This window comes from Bradyrhizobium sp. Kon69 (assembly GCF_055807515.1).
In genome coordinates this window covers 241,311-257,605 of record NZ_JBVVOS010000005.1, presented here as the reverse complement: position 1 = coordinate 257,605, position 16,295 = coordinate 241,311, and the positions used below count along the sequence as shown (strand labels likewise).

The window sequence follows — 16,295 nt, the reverse complement described above, 5'->3', positions numbered from 1 at the left end:
TCCCATGCTGAAAACTCTGATTGAAGCGTTCGCACTGATCTCCACCTGGGAGGTCATCATCGCGATGTTCGCAGCCTCCGTGTACGGGCTCGTGATCGGCTCGCTGCCGGGCCTGTCCGCGACGATGGCAACCGCCCTGCTCGTCCCCGTCACCTTCTATCTCTCGCCGATCGCGGCGATCGCGACCATCGTCGCGGCGTCCTCAATGGCGATCTTCTCCGGCGACATCCCCGGTGCGCTGCTGCGCATCCCGGGAACGCCGGCGTCCGCCGCCTATGCCGACGAGGCTTACGCCATGACCCGCAAGGGGCAGGCCGAGCTGGCGCTCGGGGCCGGCGTGTGGTTCTCGGCCGTCGGCGGCATCGCCGGCGTGTTGTCGCTGATGATCCTGGCGCCGCCGCTGGCCGAGATAGCGCTGTCGTTTTCGACCTTCGAGTATTTCTGGCTGGCGCTGCTCGGCCTGATGTGCGCCACTTTGGTCGCGCGCTCCTCGCCCGTGAAGGCGATCGCGGGCATGTTCCTCGGCCTGCTGGTCTCCTGCGTCGGCATCGAAAATCCCGGCGGCGTGCCGCGCTTCACCTTCGGCCTCACCGATCTGTTCGGCGGCATCGAGCCGATCCCCGCGCTGGTCGGCGTGTTCGCGGTGGCCCAGGTGATGCGCGCGATGCTGACGCCCGAGCCTCCGCCGCTGCCGCGGCGCAAATTCGGAAGCATCATGGCCGGCCAGTGGAAGCTGACCAAGAAATACCATTGGCAGATGACGCGCGGAAACATCGTCGGCATCATCATCGGCGTGCTGCCCGGCGCCGGCGCCGACATGGCCGCCTGGGTGTCCTATGCGATGTCGAAGCGCTTCTCCAAGGAACCGGAGAAATTCGGCACCGGCCATGTCGAAGGCCTGGTCGAGGCCGGCGCCAGCAACAATGCCAGCATCGCCTCGGGCTGGGTGCCGTCGCTGCTGTTCGGCATCCCCGGCGACACCATCGCGGCGATCGCGATCGGCGTGCTCTACATGAAGGGGCTGAACCCCGGGCCGACGCTGTTCACCGAGAAGGCGTCGAGCATGTACGCGATCTATCTGATGTTCATCATCGCCAACATTCTGATGATCCCGCTCGGCATTGCCATGATCCGGGTTGCCGCCTACATCCTGCTGGCACCGCGCTCCGCCATCATGCCGATCATCATGCTGTGCTGCGCGGTCGGCTCGTTCGCGATCGGCAATAACATGTTCGGCGTCGTTACCGTCGCCGCCTTCGGCGTGATCGGCTATGTGATGGAGGCGAACGGCTATCCGGTCGCCGCGATGGTGCTCGGCATCGTCATGGGCACCATGGTCGAGCAGGCATTTGTGACCTCGCTGATCAAGTCCGACGGCAGCATCCTGCCGTTTTTCGAGCGCCCCGTGGCCGCGATCCTCGCCGCCATGGCGATCGGCGCGCTGCTTTGGCCGGTGATGGTCTGGGCGTGGCGGAAGCTGAAACCGGTGCGGACGGGGGTGGCGGCGACATCCCGGTGATATCGGGCGGGCGGCCCTCGCCTGCCCTGCGCGGGCGTTGTAAAGCAGGGCATGGTTGAGAAAAAGCCTTCACTGGACATCAAATCCCTCGCCCATGACCTCCGCGCCGGTAGCCGCGCGGCGCTGGCGCGGGCCATCACGCTGGTCGAGAGCCGGCGCAGCGACCATCAGGCGCTGGCGCGCGAGCTGGTGCAAATGCTCTTGCCCGATACCGGCAGGGCAGTCCGCGTCGGCATCACCGGCTCGCCCGGCGTCGGCAAATCCACCACCATCGACGCGCTCGGCACCCATCTCATCGAGCAAGGCCACAAGGTCGCGGTGCTCGCGGTCGATCCGTCCTCGGCGCGGAGCGGTGGCTCAATCCTCGGCGACAAGACGCGGATGGCTCGGCTCTCGGCCTCCGACGACGCCTTCATCCGCCCTTCGCCGTCCTCGGGCACGCTCGGCGGCGTCGCGGCCAAGACACGCGAGGCGATGCTGCTGTGCGAGGCGGCCGGCTTCGACGTCGTGCTGGTCGAGACTGTCGGCATCGGCCAGTCCGAAACCGCGGTTTGCGACATGACCGATTTCTTCCTGGCCCTGATGCTGCCGGGCGGCGGCGACGAATTGCAGGGCATCAAGAAGGGCCTGGTCGAGCTCGCCGACATGATCGCGATCAACAAGGCCGACGGCGACAATCTCAAGCGCGCCAACATCACCGCCGCTGATTATCGCGGCGCGCTGCACATCCTGACGCCGCGCTCCGAGCACTGGCATCCGCCGGTCGAGACCTATTCGGCGCTGACCGGCGACGGCATTGCGAAGATCTGGCAGAAGGTCCTCGATCACCGCAAGGCGATGAATGCATCCGGCGATTTCGCCGCACGGCGGCGCGAGCAGCAGGTGAAATGGATGTGGTCGATGCTGGAGCAGCGCATGCTGGCGCGGTTGCGCAGCGAGGCGTCGGTGCGGACCAAGGTCCGGAAGATCGAGACCGAGGTCGCCGACGGCCATCTCACGCCGGCGCTCGCCGCCGAAAAGATCCTGGAGTTGCTGCAATGAGCGACAAGCTCCGCATTCTCCTCACCGGCTTCGGCCCGTTTCCCGGCGCGCCCTACAATCCGACCCAGCCACTGGTCGCCCGGCTGGCGCAATTGCGCCGTCCCGCACTCGACGATGCCGCGATCTCCAGCCACATCTTCCCGGTCACCTATGCTGCGGTCGACCGGCAATTGCCGGAGGTGCTCGCGAGAGAGAAACCGGATGCGCTGCTGATGTTTGGCCTTGCCGCACGCACGCCCTATCTGCGCATCGAGAGCCGCGCCCGCAACGCCGTCACCATGCTCTGGCCCGATGCCGCCAACACCCGCTCGAGCAAGCGCGGCATCGCCGGTAATGCGGACGCGCTGATTTTCGGCCCGCACACCGCTAGGCTGCTACGCGCCGCCCGCCTCACCGGCATCGACGCACGCGCCTCGCGCGATGCCGGCGCCTATCTCTGCAATTATCTGAGCTGGCGCGCGATCGAGAACGTCAGGGGCGGCGGACCAAAGCTCGCCGCTTTCATCCATATTCCCCTGCTCGCGCGCGGCGGCGCCGTGCGCCGCAAGGGCGCGCCGCGGATCACGCTCGAGGAACTGGTGGACGCCGGGGAAGCGATGCTGATGGAGATGGTACAGTTGGCACGGAAGGCCCGGAACACGACTGCGTAAACATTTAACCCTACCGCGAACAATCCTCACGCGACCAGCGGCCCTGCGCTACCTAACCGCTGCGGACTCCCGCGTCCGCCGGAGGACGCGTCCATGGACCTCAATCGCCGCCATCTCATCGGAGCATCGACCGCAGGCATCGCCGGCGCGCTCGCGATACCAGCCGACGCCGCGCGCGCAGCGCCGCTGACGTCGCTGCTCGGCCGCGATGCAACGCAATATGGCGTGCGGCCCGGCAGCAGCGAGGATCAGACGCGCGCGCTCCAGCGTGCGATCGACGAGGCCGCGCGGGCGCAGATGCCGCTCGCGTTGCCGCCCGGAATCTACCGCAGCGGGCTATTGCGACTGCCAAATGGCGCGCAACTGGTCGGCGTGCGCGGCGCGACCAAATTCGTCTTCACCGGCGGGGCCTCGGCGATCCAGAGTGACGGCTCCGATGCAATCGGCCTTTCCGGCATCACCTTCGATGGCGGCGGCATTCCGCTGCCGACGCGGCGCGGGCTGATCCAGATCCTCGGCGGGCGCGACGTCCGCATCACCGATTGCGAGATCACGGGGTCCGGCGGCAGCGGCATCTGGCTCGAGCAGGTCTCCGGCGACATCTCGGGCAACATCTTTACCAACATCGCGGTGACGGCAGTGGTGTCGTTCGACGCCAGGGGTCTCAGCGTCTCCCACAACACCATCACCGGCACCAACGACAACGGCATCGAGATCCTGCGCACCGCCATCGGCGATGACGGCACGCTGGTCACTGATAACCGCATCGAGGACATCAAGGCCGGTCCCGGCGGCTCCGGCCAGTACGGCAACGCCATCAACGCGTTCCGCGCCGGCAACGTCATCGTGCGCGGCAATCGCATCAAGAACTGCGATTACTCCGCCGTGCGCGGCAACTCGGCCTCGAACATCCACATATCAGGCAACAGCGTCAGCGACGTGCGCGAGGTCGCGCTCTATTCGGAATTCGCGTTCGAGGCCGCGGTAATCGCCAACAATATTGTGGACGGCGCCGCCGTCGGCGTCTCCGTCTGCAATTTCAACGAAGGCGGCCGCATCGCCGTGGTCCAGGGCAACATCATCCGCAATCTGATCCCGAAGCGGCCGATCGGCACCGCGCCGGATGACGATGCCGGTATCGGCATCTACATCGAGGCGGATTCATCGGTCACCGGCAACGTGATCGAGAACGCGCCGTCCTACGGCATCGTCGCCGGCTGGGGCAAATATCTCCGCGACGTCGCCATCACGGGCAACGTGATCCGCAAGGCACTGGCCGGCGTCGGGGTGTCCGTCGTGCCCGGCGCAGGCACCGCGCTCGTCAACAACAACATGATCTCGGAAACCCCGCGCGGCGCCGTCGTCGGGCTCGATCATGCGCGCGCCGTAACGTCCGACCTGTCGGCGGACGGCGCTCAGCGGTTTGCGCAATTGGTCGTCGGCGGGAATGCGGTGCGGCGGTAGGTGCCGTTCCTCGCCTCTGGCTCTCGAAGGCTAGAACGCGTTCCGCAGCAGCGGGTACTTCGCTTCGAGGCCGTCGAGGCTGAAGGTGAACTCAACCAGACGTTCGGGGGCTGCGACAATTTCGGCTGCCGGCGGAGAGAACTGCGGCAGAAGCGCCGCCATTGCCGCCAGTGCCTTGGGCGCTGCCGTCGCGGCCGGCACCTTGGGCCCCGTCATCGCGACGGGCGCGGTGGGCGGCGCCATGGCAGCCGGCACTTGGAGCGGTGCCATCGGGGCAGGCGCGGCGACCTGCGCGGCCGGGGCTTCGGAGATTTCGGCGAGAACGCCCGGCTTGGGATCGAGCCTGACCGGCACGGCGGTCTGCGGGGCGATGTGCACGGCCTTCGGTTGCACGGTCTGCGCCTGCTGCTCGCGCGGAAACATGCGGGGCATTGTCGCCGGCGACCAGCCGAAGGCCGGCGATACGCTCGCGGCCGCCGTGGCGACATCGGCGCCGGTGGCAAGCGCGCGCCAAGTCTGAACGGCGAGCTTGGCTTCCTGGATGTTTTCGAGAAATGCGATCTCGGAGTGATAGCGGCGCCAGCGCCCGGTCTCGAACATCTCGGAGAGATGCACCAGCCGCTGCTCGGCGAGAGCGCACCAGCGTGCCGCAACGTCGCGGCCAATAGCAATGTCGCGAATAGCTTCTTGGCGATGTGTCATAAATCAGCCCGTCAGGAGAAAATACGGACGCGACGCAACGCACACGAATCAATTTAGACGCGACGTGAATATTTTGTGGAAAAGTTTTGACTTGTCCAGCAACGACGATGTTTTCGTCGCCAAACTCCGTAGTCGTGCGGAGATTCAAGGGGTTTTGGAGTCAAGCTTCGCACAAGCATAGCGCGCTTGCGGCGTGCCGGCGGAGCGGTCGCGCTGAGTGAGCCACGATCTCTCAACCGGAAGCTGATCTCGCGTAGGGCTTCGAGGAATTGGACGTCCAAAAAGAAAAGACCCGTCCGGGGGGACAACCGGACGGGTCGAGCCATATGGGCGCTTGGGGTGGATGGGCGCTCGCGCCTAATATGACTTATGGGGAGGGATAACCGCTCCCACATAATTTGGTCGTGGCAGCGGGCCGAACGTTCAACGCGGCGTTTGATTTTTCGACCTTCGCGCCGCGCGCAAAGTTGTCGCAGCCGCTATCGCGTCGCCGGCTTATCCGCTTGAGAAACCGTGGCTTTATCCTCGGTGCTCGACAACGAAGGTTGCTCTAATGCGCGGACGCCAGGCTCGTCGCGACGCTTCCCGATATCTTCACGTTTTGTTGTACCGGAGGCGGCCGCGACCGGCGTCGCGCCGGCGGCAGGAACGGCCATGACCGCGGCAAACGCGTCGGCCTCGCCATCGCCGAACAGATCATCACGGCCGGGTGAACCGAGGTCGCGCGCCGTCTTCGCCAGCGTCGTGCGCAGCGCTTCCGGCTTCAAGGCGTAGTTGCGCTCGAGCAGCAGCGCCGCGACGCCGGAGATATAGGCGGCCGAGAACGAGGTGCCCGACGTCATCTGGTATTTGCCGTCAGGCGCCGGCAGGAAGATATCGACGCCGGGGGCCGCGACCGCGATGTAGTTGCCGCGGTTGGAGGCGGTGAACAGCCGGTCCTGCTGGTCGGTCGCGCTGACCGCGATCACGTTGGGATTGGCGGCCGGATAGAGTGGCGGCGACTTCGCGCCGGCATTGCCGGCGGCCGCGATCAGCACCAGGCCACGCGCGGCGGTCGCCGCGATGGCCCGCTCGATCACGGCGTCTTTGGGACCGGCAAAGCTCATGTTGACGATCTGCGCGCCGTGCTCGGCGGCATAATTCAGCGAGCGCAGGATGATGTAGGACGAGCTCTCGGCCCCGCCGGTGGTGCCGCCGAAGGCGCGGATGGCGATGAGGCGCGCCTCGGGCGCGCTGCCCATCAGCTTGGCATGCGCCACGATGGCGCCGGCAATGCCGGTGCCGTGAATGTGCGGGCCGTCGGCGCTGCCAAGCGCATCGAAATTGTCGGCAATGGAATTGGCAAGTTCCGGATGTTGGACGTCGATGCCGGAGTCGATTACGGCGACCGTCACATTGGCGCCATGCGCGAGAGTATGTGCCTGCGGCAGGCGGAGCTTGGCCAGCGCATATTGCGCGGGATCACCCTCGGTCGGCACCGACGATTTCTGGTCCTGGAGCAGGTAGCGGAAGTTCGGCTGGACCGAGCGCACGCTGCCGTCGGCCGCGAATTCACGCCGCACCGTCGCGGAGGGCCGGCCGTCGGTGATGCGGAACAGTCCGAACGTTGCCCCGATCAGGGGAAAATTCTCGGAGGACACGCGGGTCAGGCCATGGCGGCGCGCAAGCTCGTCGGCTTGGCTCAACGACAGCCCGCCGTCGATCTCGGCGACGAATTCGCCGGCGAAGGTGCGCAAATCAGCGGCGACGGGCGTGTTGTTGCCGCGCCCCTTTCCGGCGGTCTTCTTGCCCGATTTGCCCGACCCATCGCCGCCTGCGTTCTGCTGCGCCAGGCATTCGCCGGCGGCGTCGCGATCGGGCGCGGTACAGGCGGGATAGAGGTTCGGGGAGTAGCGCGCATAAGGCAGCACCGGCGTCGGTCCCATCCGCGCCGAAATCCTCGTCGTCACAATCGGACCGGGACCACGGCCAACGGCCACCGCTCTGGCGGCAACACCGGGACTGACGCGTGCGGCGACGCCAGGAGAAATCGTCGGCATTCGGGAGGGGACGCTGATCGTCGGCGTGCGCATGATCGCCTGCGCCTGCGCAACCTCGACGCCGAGACAGGCGGCGAGCAGAAGCGCGGCTGCGACCGACGAAGCGCAGGCCCCGGCTCTTACTCCACTTTCAAACTTGCGCGTCATTGGTTTGGAAGCGCCTTACGGCGCTGCGACGGCGAGGTTGACGAACTTCTCGCGCTGCATCTTGCCGAGCAGCGAGGCGAGTTCGTCCCGGCTCATCGCCTTGTCGAACTGGAGGCGGAACATGCCGCCCTTGGCATCACCGATGATCGAAGCCTGGTAGCCGTCGAGCAATGCCGTGATGTCGGCGACGCGCGCCTCGGGCGTGAAGCGGACCAGCGCGCGCGCTGGCGGGACGGTCGTGCCGAGGTCGCGGGTGATCGGAGCGCTGGTCGAGAGCGAAGCAGTCTGGAAGGTCGCAGTCTGGGTCTTCGTCAACACGGCGCCGATGATTCCGGCCTGCAGCACCAGCGCCATGGCGCCAAGGCTCGCCGACCAGGCCAGAGTGCGCGGCGACAGGCTCGCAAAGAAGCTGGCGATGCGCGCCGACAGCGGCAACGAACCGGCCGCCCGCGCAGGCTCAGCGTCGATCGCGGCGAACAGCTTCTGCATCGCACGCGCCGACGGAGCACCCAGGCTCTCGTTCAGATGGATGGTCTCTTCATATTCGCCGCGGATCGCGGCATATTGCTTCGCGAGCTCCGGATCGCGCGCCAGCGCCTCGTCGACGCGGCGCGCGTCGCGCGGGTTCAGCGTGCCGGCGGCGTGCCACGGCAGCAGCAGTTCAATTTCACCGGGCTCTTGCTCCAGCATCTTCTTGCTCAAAGCCATCATGGCCAGCCTCGCTCAATGCCGGCTGCCTTCAGCAGTTCGGCCAATTTCTTGCGCGCATAGAACAAGCGCGTCTTCACAGTGTTCTCCGGGATGCCAACGATTTCGGCCACCTCTTCCACGGATTTCTCGTGGTAGTAGACGAGATCGACGATCTCCCGATGATCCGGCGAGAGGCCCGTCAGACACTCCCGCAACGCTTCACTGGTATCCTTCTTCTGCACCGCCGTTTCCGGATTGTCGGACGTATCCTCGATCGCGTTCGCGGCGTCGTCGTCCAACTCAAAATCCTTCCTGCGCCGAAGCGCAGACAGGGCCTTGAATCGGGTAATGGCCAGCAGCCAGGTGGAAACGGCGGATCGGCCCTCGAATTTGCCGGCTTGACGCCAGACGTCGAGAAACACCTCGCTGATGAGGTCTTCCGCCGCCTGCTCGTCCCGCACGAGCCGGAGGCCGAACCGATACACCCTGACATGGTGCCGCCCGTACAGCACCTGCATGGCGAGCCGGTCACCCTGAGCGATCCTGGCGATCAGGATCTCGTCCGAAGCCGCTTGTGTCACGCTCAAAGACCGTCTCGCAAGGTTGGTCGGGTCGATGCGGCAGACGGTTCGACGGGAGGGGTAAAATTGTTCAACCTACCGCAGTCATACGGGAGGCTGTGTGATCTACCCCACATGCGCGAAATTTCCTGTTGCCACCCGCGGCTGGGCGCTTCGCTCAAGAACGGTAACATAGTAATGAAGCACTTTCCTGAGCAATGCCGTCCCAGTAGAGACGGCCCGACGTGCATGGAACCTTAGCAGCCTAGCACGACATATGTCTTCCGAAGCCCTGCTTTGGCTCGACGCGTCGCACACAATGCCTAATCGCCGACAATTCCTTGAGCGGTCCACGTCCCCTGCTGCCGCGCTGCACAGCGTGGATTCGGTTTCGAAGGATACCAAACCTAAAGGCTTGCGACGTAGATTTTTGGGCTGACATCCACCACTGGCGGGACCATGAGCACGGCTGCGACGTCCTTTCCCGAGAGGAATGCCGCTGAGGCCGCGGATCTCGCCTTGACGACCGAGGCAGCGGCACCCGAGGTCCTGGCGCGCCGGATCCGGCAGCGGCGCCAGATGTATGTCGGCCAGGTGGCGAGCTATTCGCTCGGCGCCTCCGTCCTGCTGCTCTACGCCTTTGACGGCGTGATCTCCGCGGGCGTTCCGTCACTGTTCTGGCTCGGCGGCCTTCTGATCATCGGGACCTTCACCGTGCTGTCGGAAGCGGGCTTCGGCGACCGGCTCGAGGATCATTACCTCACCGTCTTCCAGATCTCGGCGCATATGACGCTGCAGCTGCTGTTCCTCCTCGCGGTGCCGACAGTCGGAGTCGCGTTCCTGGCCGTGCTGTTTCTGATCTTCGCCTTCGGCACGCTTCGTATGACCTCGAGCCAGGCGATGCTCACCTGGGGTCTCGCCACTTGCGGGCTCGCGTTGGTCTTCCTCGCCTCGGACTTGCCGATCGGACTGCCGGTGACGACCCAGCTGCAACGGGCGGCATCGATGCTGTGCTTCGTGCTGGTGATCGGCCAGTGCGCCTTCCTCGGCCTGTTCGGCGCCACGTTGCGCAAGATCCTGTACCGGCGCAGCATCGAGCTGAAGGCCGCCTATCGGCGCATCGAGGAACTGGCGGAGCTCGACGAGCTCACCGGCTCCTACAACCGCCGCTGCATCATGCGGCTTCTCGACGACGGGATCGAAAAATCGCGGCAGACATCGACCCCTTGCGCGATCGCGCTGATCGATCTCGACTGGTTCAAGCGCATCAACGACGCCCATGGCCATCCCGTCGGCGACGAGGTGCTGCGCACCTTCGCGATCACCATTTTCGCCAACATCCGCCCGGCCGACTGCTTCGGCCGCTACGGCGGCGAGGAATTCTTGCTGCTGCTGCCTGGAATGGACGGCGATGCGGCGTCGCGCATGCTCGATCGGCTGCGCGGCATCGTCGCCGATCTGGACTGGAGCGCATTCTCCCCGGGCATGCGCGTGACCATTTCCGCGGGCGTCGTGACGCTGCGCGACAACGATACTGCCGACACGTTTCTCGTGCGCGCCGACAGCGCGCTCTATTCCGCCAAGGCACAAGGGCGCAACCGCATTGCAACGAGCTGACCCATCCATTTTCTCCCGGCGCGACAGAAGCCGTTGCCGGGCCGAACGCTCCAGGACAGGGCAATGAGATCCAAATCCGCAAAATCATCCGAGAGTCTGCTCGAGGAATTGCAGACTGCGCTCTCGCACGGCACCGTTGCGCACCGGGTCGAGACGTTGCGCCGCGTCACCGATCTGTTCGTGGACAACGCGGTGGACTATTCCGACGACCACGTCCGCGTGTTCGACGACGTGTTCCAATGCCTGATCGAGCGGATCGAGACGTCCGCCAGGGCGCTCCTCGCCGACCGCCTCGCATCAATCGCGGCTGCGCCGCCGAAGATCATCCGCACGCTCGCGCTCGACGAGGTGATCGAGGTTTCCGGCCCCGTGCTGTCGAAATCCGAACGGCTGGACGAGGCGACCCTGATGGAGATCGCGCGCACCAGGGGCCAGGCGCATCTCAAGGCGATCTCGCTGCGGCGGGTGCTGTCGGAAGCGCTGACCGACGTGCTGGTGACCCGCGGCGACGAGGACGTGGTGCAATCGACTGTCAGCAATCCGGGCGCGCAACTATCCGAGGGAAGTCTCGCCGTCCTCGTGACTCGCGCCGAACGTGACGACGACCTCGCCAGCTGCATCGGCCTGCGGGCCGACCTGCCCCGCCATCATTATTTGAAGCTGGTCGCGAAGGCTTCCTTGGCCGTGCGCCGGAAGCTGGAGGCCGCGCATCCGGAGCTCGCGGGCGACGTGTCCAGCGTGGTTCAGGAAGCGGCTCAGCGGATCCGCGCCGCCACCATGACCCGGCAGACCGAGATGGCGCGCGCGCTGGTGAAGTCGCTGCACGAGGACGGTCGCCTGACCGAGCTCGAGGTCGCCACCTTCGCAGAGCAGGGCAAGTTCGACGAGACCAATGCGGGGCTCGCGGCGCTTGCGGGCGTCGCCGTCGAGACCGCCGAGACCATGATGATCGAAAGCCGGGTCGAGGGCGTGATGATCCTCGCCAAGGTCGCGGCCATGCAATGGTCGAGCGTCCGCGCCATCATCGCCCTGCGCGAGAAGCTCTCAGGCGGCCCGCAGACCGACATGCTGACGCTGCGCGATGCTTACGAGGCGCTGCGCAGTTCGACCGCGCAGCAGGTGCTGCGCTTCCACCGCATGCAGCAGGGCGCGGCGCCGGTGGCGTGAAGCCGGCGAGCTAGTAGCGTAGGACCCTCGCCCCCACCAGCGCGCCAATTGCCGCCACCAACGCGGTGGCGAGCGTGTACCAGGTCGCGACGAACAGCGGCGAGTCATCGGTGCAGTGCGAGGCGTACAGCGTCGCGGCAAGGCCCGCCGACACCAGGCCGGCGAGCGCACCGGCGAGCGCGGGATGCGACGGCGCGCCGTGGCGCAGGCCGAACAGGGCCCCCGCAAGCAGCGGCAGCGACATCGCGGGGATTGCGAACAGGCAAACTCTGGAATTCTTGCCCATCAATCGCATCGTCACCGGCATGGCCGGCGCCATCATCGCCTCGCTGCCGATCGCCACCGCGAGCAGCCCGACGGGCAGCAGCAGCAGCCAGCCCCAGCCACGCAGCAAGGCTTCGGGACGCGACAGATGCAGGCTGACGATGATCGCCGGGATCGCGAGCGACAGCGTGACCGCGAACTTCATGTCGAAGAACGGGTTGTGCATCGCGCTCATCACGTCGTGACGCACACCGAGGAAGGTGGCGAAGATCAGGATCGACAGCGGCGCGGCAACCAGCAGCGCCATGGTCAGCACCGCGCCGACGCGCGGCGGGCGATGGGCGTTGTCGGCCGCGAGCGAGCGAATGAGTTGATCGGTATCCATGACTAGTGGTCCCGCAGTTTGGCTGTCAGCGCCGCAAGTCCGCGATGCAGCGCGACCCGCACCGCGCCCTCGCTCATCGAATATTTCGTCGCCGTGTCCTTGATCGAGGTGCTGTCGACCGCGATCGACTGCAACACGTCGCGCTGGCGTTGCGGCAGCGTATTGAGCTGGCTGGCGACTTCGCCCGCCGAGGCCGTCTCCTGCGGCGCCTCGCCCGGCAGGATCTCGGCGAAATCGTCGATGTTGACGAAAATCCGCCTGCCCCGTCGCCGCAGCATGTCGATCAGCTTGTTGCGGCCGATCGCAAACAGCCACGGGGCGAAGGGGGCTTCGCTGTCCCAGGTGTGCCGCTTCAGATGCACCGCCAACAGAATCTCCTGCACGATATCCTCGGCCTGGTCGGAAGGCTGCCCGGCTCGCGCCAGGCCGCGCCTCGCGGCAGCACGCAGCACAGGCGTGACCGCCTTCAACAGACGATGATACGCCGCGTCATCGCCTGCCATGGCCGACCGCATCAGGTCGGTCCACTCGTCCTCACGTCCGCGCACGCGCGCCCTCACCATGCAATTCGGCCGTTCTTTCAGTTTGTTACGCCGGCGGCAGTATGATCACGAATTCGTGATCATACTTGGCCACGTAACCGATACGGCCGTCAGGATCTGCGACGGCTCATAACACCGATCGGTCCCGTACGCACCCGCGGGCGGCCAAGACGGCAAGGGTTTGCCGCGCTTTTGCCCGGTGTGGCCCGAAGATTCCCATTTTCTGCCCCGCTGTGGTCACGCCCCAGGGTCTCTGTTCGGTCCGGGACGGGCGGACTTGGGGAGATGTCAACATGATGAAAGCCAGCGGGCGCGCGGCCCTGATTCTCCTGGCCGGGCTTTTCGTGCTGTTCGGGGGCGTTGCACAGGCGGCGCCGAGTTCGGCTGCTAGCAGCAAGTCGGACAGCGCAGGCAAACAGGCGGACGAGGTCAAGCCGAGCAAGCAGCGGCGTCACACGTCGCGCCACCGCGACAGCACCAAGACGGCGCAGAAATCCGACAAGAAGGATGCCGTGGCGACGGCCGACGAGGCCAAGGCCGACAATCGTGAGCTCCCGGCCTCGAGCGAGATGCCGCCGGAAGTCGCCAACGCCAATGCGCAGCTCGCCGCCGCCGATACGCCGACTGCGGCAGCCGCCTCCGCAATGACGGGCCGCGCCAACGACAACGTCCAGGCCGCGGCCGATAATACCGCCGCCCCGAACGCCGAGGGCCAGGTCGTCCCACCCGATCAGCTCAACGACATCGACCGCGCCCTGCAACAGGACAACGCGCCGGCGCAGAAGGCGGTGATTGCCGCAACCGACGCGCAGCCGCGCCCGGCACCGGTGATGGCAAGCAGCCAGCAGAGCTCGGCTTGGGACCAGAGCTCCCTGATTGGAAAAATCTTCATCGGCGTCGGCACGCTGCTGACGCTGGCCTCCGCCGCGCGCATGTTCATGGCGTGACTTTGGCTTGAGTTTGGCCTGATCGCCGGCCCGCGGGACCTCGTCCGGAACGCGCATCTCACCGCCTGTTCCGGACGTTCCTGCTCCGATGGCTTTGGGGCCTCTTGAAGCCCACCGCGCCAGCGGGCACATTGCCCGCTCAACCAAAAGCGTGGGTGGAGCATGAGCACGTTCGAACACATCATCGTCGAAAGCAAAGGCGCGGTCGGCATCATCAAGCTGAACCGGCCGAAGCTGCTCAACGCACTCTCCTTCGGCGTCTTCCGCGAGATCGCCGCGGCCGTCGACGATCTCGAAGCCGATGACGCCATCGGCTGCATCGTCGTGACCGGCAGCGAGAAGGCATTTGCCGCCGGTGCCGACATTAAGGAGATGCAGCCGAAAGGCTTCATCGACATGTTCTCGGAGGATTTTGCCGCGATCGGCGGCGATCGGGTCGCGCGCTGCCGCAAGCCGACGATCGCCGCAGTCGCGGGTTACGCGCTCGGCGGCGGCTGCGAGCTCGCGATGATGTGCGACTTCATCATCGCAGCCGACACCGCCAAATTTGGCCAACCCGAAATCACGCTCGGCACCATCCCCGGCATCGGCGGCACCCAGCGCCTGACCCGTGCGATCGGCAAGTCCAAGGCGATGGACCTTTGCCTCACCGGCCGCATGATGGATGCAGCCGAAGCCGAGCGCAGCGGCCTCGTCAGCCGCATCGTGCCGGCCGACAAGCTGATGGAAGAGGTGATGGCCGCGGCCGAGAAGATCGCCGCGATGTCGCGGCCCGCGGTCGCGATGGCCAAGGAAGCGGTCAACCGCGCCTTCGAGACCACGCTCGCCGAGGGCATGAGCGTCGAGCGCAACCTGTTCCACTCGACCTTCGCGCTGGAGGACCGCTCCGAGGGCATGGCGGCGTTCATCGAGAAGCGGAAGCCGGTGAACAAGAACCGGTAAGGAGGCGAGCGGTCAGGCTGGTGTAAGCCTCTGCCCTTCCCGCAGAATCCCTGTGATGTAGCTGCAACAAGCACGGAATACATGGGGGTTTCCCCCGCGGCAGTTTGCCTGCGAGACCTTGGCTGGTTAAACAGTTAAGAGAGCCGCCGTCGGCGGGGGCGGACAGCCGGGATTTGCGGATTACATGATTGGGCGTGCCGCCAGAGCTGGTCGCGTGATGACGCGGCGTCGATCGGGCGTGGCTCCTGTGCTCGCGACATGGACCACGCTGGCACTCTGTTGCGCCCTGCCCTCCGCCGCACGGTCGGAAGCGCTGCCGGAGGCGCTCGCCAAGGCCTATCAGACCAATCCGCAGCTCAATGCCGAACGTGCGCGGCAGCGCGCCACCGACGAGAACGTGCCGCAGGCGCTCGCCGGCTACCGGCCCCAGATCGTGGCAAGCCTCAGCGCCGGGCTGCAATCGGTGCGCAATCTGCTGCCCGACAACACCATCCAGACCGCCAATCTGAAGCCATGGATCATCGGCGTCACCGTGTCGCAGACCCTGTTCAACGGTTTCCGCACCGCCAACAACGTGCGGGCCGCCGAACTCCAGGTGCAGTCGGGCCGCGAGGCGCTGCGCAACGTCGGCCAGGGCGTGCTGCTCGACGCGGTCACCGCCTACACCAATGTCCTCGCCAACCAGTCGCTGGTCGAGGCGCAGCGCTCCAACGTCGCCTTCCTGCGCGAAACGCTTTCGGTCACCCAGCGGCGCCTCAACGCCGGCGACGTCACGCCGACCGACAGCGCGCAGGCCGAGGCGCGGCTCAACCGCGGGCTTTCCGATCTCAATGCCGCCGAAGTCGCGCTGGCGGTGAGCCAGGCAATCTACGCGCAGGTGATCGGCAATGCGCCGTCGCAGCTTCGCGCTGCCGACGTCGTAGACCGCTATCTGCCGAAGAGCCGCGAAGACGCGCTGACGATGGCGATCCGTCAGCACCCGGCGGTGATGGCGGCAGGCTTCGACGTCGATGTCGCCTCCACTAATATCCGCGTCGCCGAAGGCGCGCTGCTGCCGAGCGCCAGCGTCCAGGGCAGCGCCAGCAAGAGCCGCAACAACGACCCGACGCTCGGCACCTTCGCCGAAGACCAAGCCTCGATCGTCGCCAATGTCACCGTGCCGATCTACGACGGCGGCCAGGCCGCCGCACAGACCCGGCAGGCCAAGGAGATCACGGCGCAGAGCCGGCTCGTGCTCGACCAGGTGCGCAACCAGGCGCGCACGGCGGCGGTCAGCGCGTGGGTTGCCAATGAAGGCGCCAAGATCGCGGTCTCGGCCTCGGAATCCGAAGTAAAAGCGGCGACCGTCGCGCTCCAGGGCGTGCAGCGCGAGGCCGCCGGCGGACAGCGCACGACGGTGGACGTGCTGAACTCGCAGGCCGATCTGATCCAGGCCAAGGCCCGCCTGATCGGCGCCAATCGCGACCGCGTGATCGCCTCCTACACCCTGCTCAGCGCCGTCGGCCATCTCGACGTCAAGACCTTGAGCCTGAACACGCCGGACTATCTGCCCGAGGTACACTACCAGCAGGTCCGCGACGCCTGGCACGGACTGCGCACGCCGTCTGGGCAGTAGTTTC

Annotated in this window: 15 protein-coding genes; 9 read left to right on the top strand and 6 right to left on the bottom strand. The window is 66.1% G+C overall.

Features of this window, described 5'->3' with window-relative positions; genetic code table 11:
* Positions 1-4 precede the first annotated feature (4 nt).
* The 4 genes from AC0L3U_RS09410 to AC0L3U_RS09395 all read left to right on the top strand — a co-directional run bounded on the left by AC0L3U_RS09410 (position 5) and on the right by AC0L3U_RS09395 (position 4,674).
* Positions 5-1,519: a tripartite tricarboxylate transporter permease gene (locus AC0L3U_RS09410; protein ID WP_018456882.1), complete on the top strand. Its 1,515-nt coding sequence runs from the start codon at positions 5-7 to the stop codon at positions 1,517-1,519.
* 51 nt (positions 1,520-1,570) lie between these two features.
* Positions 1,571-2,560 (top strand): methylmalonyl Co-A mutase-associated GTPase MeaB, encoded by a 990-nt coding sequence (gene meaB, locus AC0L3U_RS09405; RefSeq protein WP_473293448.1) that lies wholly within the window; start codon positions 1,571-1,573, stop codon positions 2,558-2,560.
* Positions 2,557-3,210: a pyroglutamyl-peptidase I gene (locus AC0L3U_RS09400; protein ID WP_473361540.1), complete on the top strand. Its 654-nt coding sequence runs from the start codon at positions 2,557-2,559 to the stop codon at positions 3,208-3,210. The genes meaB and AC0L3U_RS09400 overlap by 4 nt, the downstream gene beginning before the upstream one ends.
* Positions 3,211-3,303: 93 nt before the next feature.
* Positions 3,304-4,674, top strand: a complete 1,371-nt coding sequence (locus AC0L3U_RS09395) for a TIGR03808 family TAT-translocated repetitive protein (protein WP_473361539.1) — start codon at positions 3,304-3,306, stop codon at positions 4,672-4,674.
* Between the two features lie 30 nt (positions 4,675-4,704).
* Here AC0L3U_RS09395 and AC0L3U_RS09390 read toward each other — a convergent pair whose 3' ends face one another.
* The 4 genes from AC0L3U_RS09390 to AC0L3U_RS09375 all read right to left on the bottom strand — a co-directional run bounded on the left by AC0L3U_RS09390 (position 4,705) and on the right by AC0L3U_RS09375 (position 8,839).
* The gene (locus AC0L3U_RS09390; protein ID WP_473361601.1) at positions 4,705-5,346 is read right to left on the bottom strand and encodes a TIGR03809 family protein; all 642 of its coding nucleotides are present in this window, start codon (positions 5,344-5,346) and stop codon (positions 4,705-4,707) included.
* 509 nt (positions 5,347-5,855) lie between these two features.
* Positions 5,856-7,562, bottom strand: a complete 1,707-nt coding sequence (locus AC0L3U_RS09385; protein WP_473361538.1) for a S8 family serine peptidase — start codon at positions 7,560-7,562, stop codon at positions 5,856-5,858.
* A 15-nt stretch (positions 7,563-7,577) separates the two neighbouring features.
* Complete coding sequence (locus tag AC0L3U_RS09380) at positions 7,578-8,273, bottom strand: hypothetical protein (protein WP_456765190.1); 696 nt, start codon at positions 8,271-8,273, stop codon at positions 7,578-7,580.
* On the bottom strand, positions 8,270-8,839 hold the full coding sequence (locus AC0L3U_RS09375; protein WP_007593582.1) for a sigma-70 family RNA polymerase sigma factor: 570 nt from the start codon (positions 8,837-8,839) through the stop codon (positions 8,270-8,272). Before AC0L3U_RS09375 ends, AC0L3U_RS09380 begins: the two co-directional genes overlap by 4 nt.
* Before the next feature lie 432 nt (positions 8,840-9,271).
* On the opposite strand from AC0L3U_RS09375, the gene AC0L3U_RS09370 reads away from it, so the two are divergent.
* Positions 9,272-10,429, top strand: coding sequence for a GGDEF domain-containing protein (locus AC0L3U_RS09370; protein ID WP_473361537.1), 1,158 nt, complete (start codon positions 9,272-9,274; stop codon positions 10,427-10,429).
* A gap of 63 nt (positions 10,430-10,492) precedes the next feature.
* Positions 10,493-11,596, top strand: coding sequence for a DUF2336 domain-containing protein (locus tag AC0L3U_RS09365; RefSeq protein WP_473361536.1), 1,104 nt, complete (start codon positions 10,493-10,495; stop codon positions 11,594-11,596).
* Positions 11,597-11,606: 10 nt separating this feature from the next.
* On the opposite strand, the gene AC0L3U_RS09360 is transcribed toward AC0L3U_RS09365, so the two are convergent.
* Positions 11,607-12,245 (bottom strand): NrsF family protein, encoded by a 639-nt coding sequence (locus AC0L3U_RS09360; protein ID WP_473361535.1) that lies wholly within the window; start codon positions 12,243-12,245, stop codon positions 11,607-11,609.
* Positions 12,246-12,247: 2 nt separating this feature from the next.
* The gene (locus AC0L3U_RS09355; protein ID WP_473361534.1) at positions 12,248-12,793 is read right to left on the bottom strand and encodes a sigma-70 family RNA polymerase sigma factor; all 546 of its coding nucleotides are present in this window, start codon (positions 12,791-12,793) and stop codon (positions 12,248-12,250) included.
* A gap of 287 nt (positions 12,794-13,080) precedes the next feature.
* Here AC0L3U_RS09355 and AC0L3U_RS09350 point away from each other — a divergent pair, with 287 nt between their 5' ends.
* The 3 genes from AC0L3U_RS09350 to AC0L3U_RS09340 all read left to right on the top strand — a co-directional run bounded on the left by AC0L3U_RS09350 (position 13,081) and on the right by AC0L3U_RS09340 (position 16,291).
* Positions 13,081-13,734: a hypothetical protein gene (locus AC0L3U_RS09350; RefSeq protein WP_473361533.1), complete on the top strand. Its 654-nt coding sequence runs from the start codon at positions 13,081-13,083 to the stop codon at positions 13,732-13,734.
* A gap of 162 nt (positions 13,735-13,896) precedes the next feature.
* Positions 13,897-14,676 carry an enoyl-CoA hydratase gene (locus AC0L3U_RS09345; protein ID WP_027516881.1) on the top strand — a complete coding sequence of 260 codons (780 nt, stop codon included), beginning with the start codon at positions 13,897-13,899 and terminating at the stop codon, positions 14,674-14,676.
* Positions 14,677-14,860: 184 nt separating this feature from the next.
* Positions 14,861-16,291: a TolC family outer membrane protein gene (locus tag AC0L3U_RS09340; protein ID WP_473361532.1), complete on the top strand. Its 1,431-nt coding sequence runs from the start codon at positions 14,861-14,863 to the stop codon at positions 16,289-16,291.
* Positions 16,292-16,295: the final 4 nt, after the last annotated feature.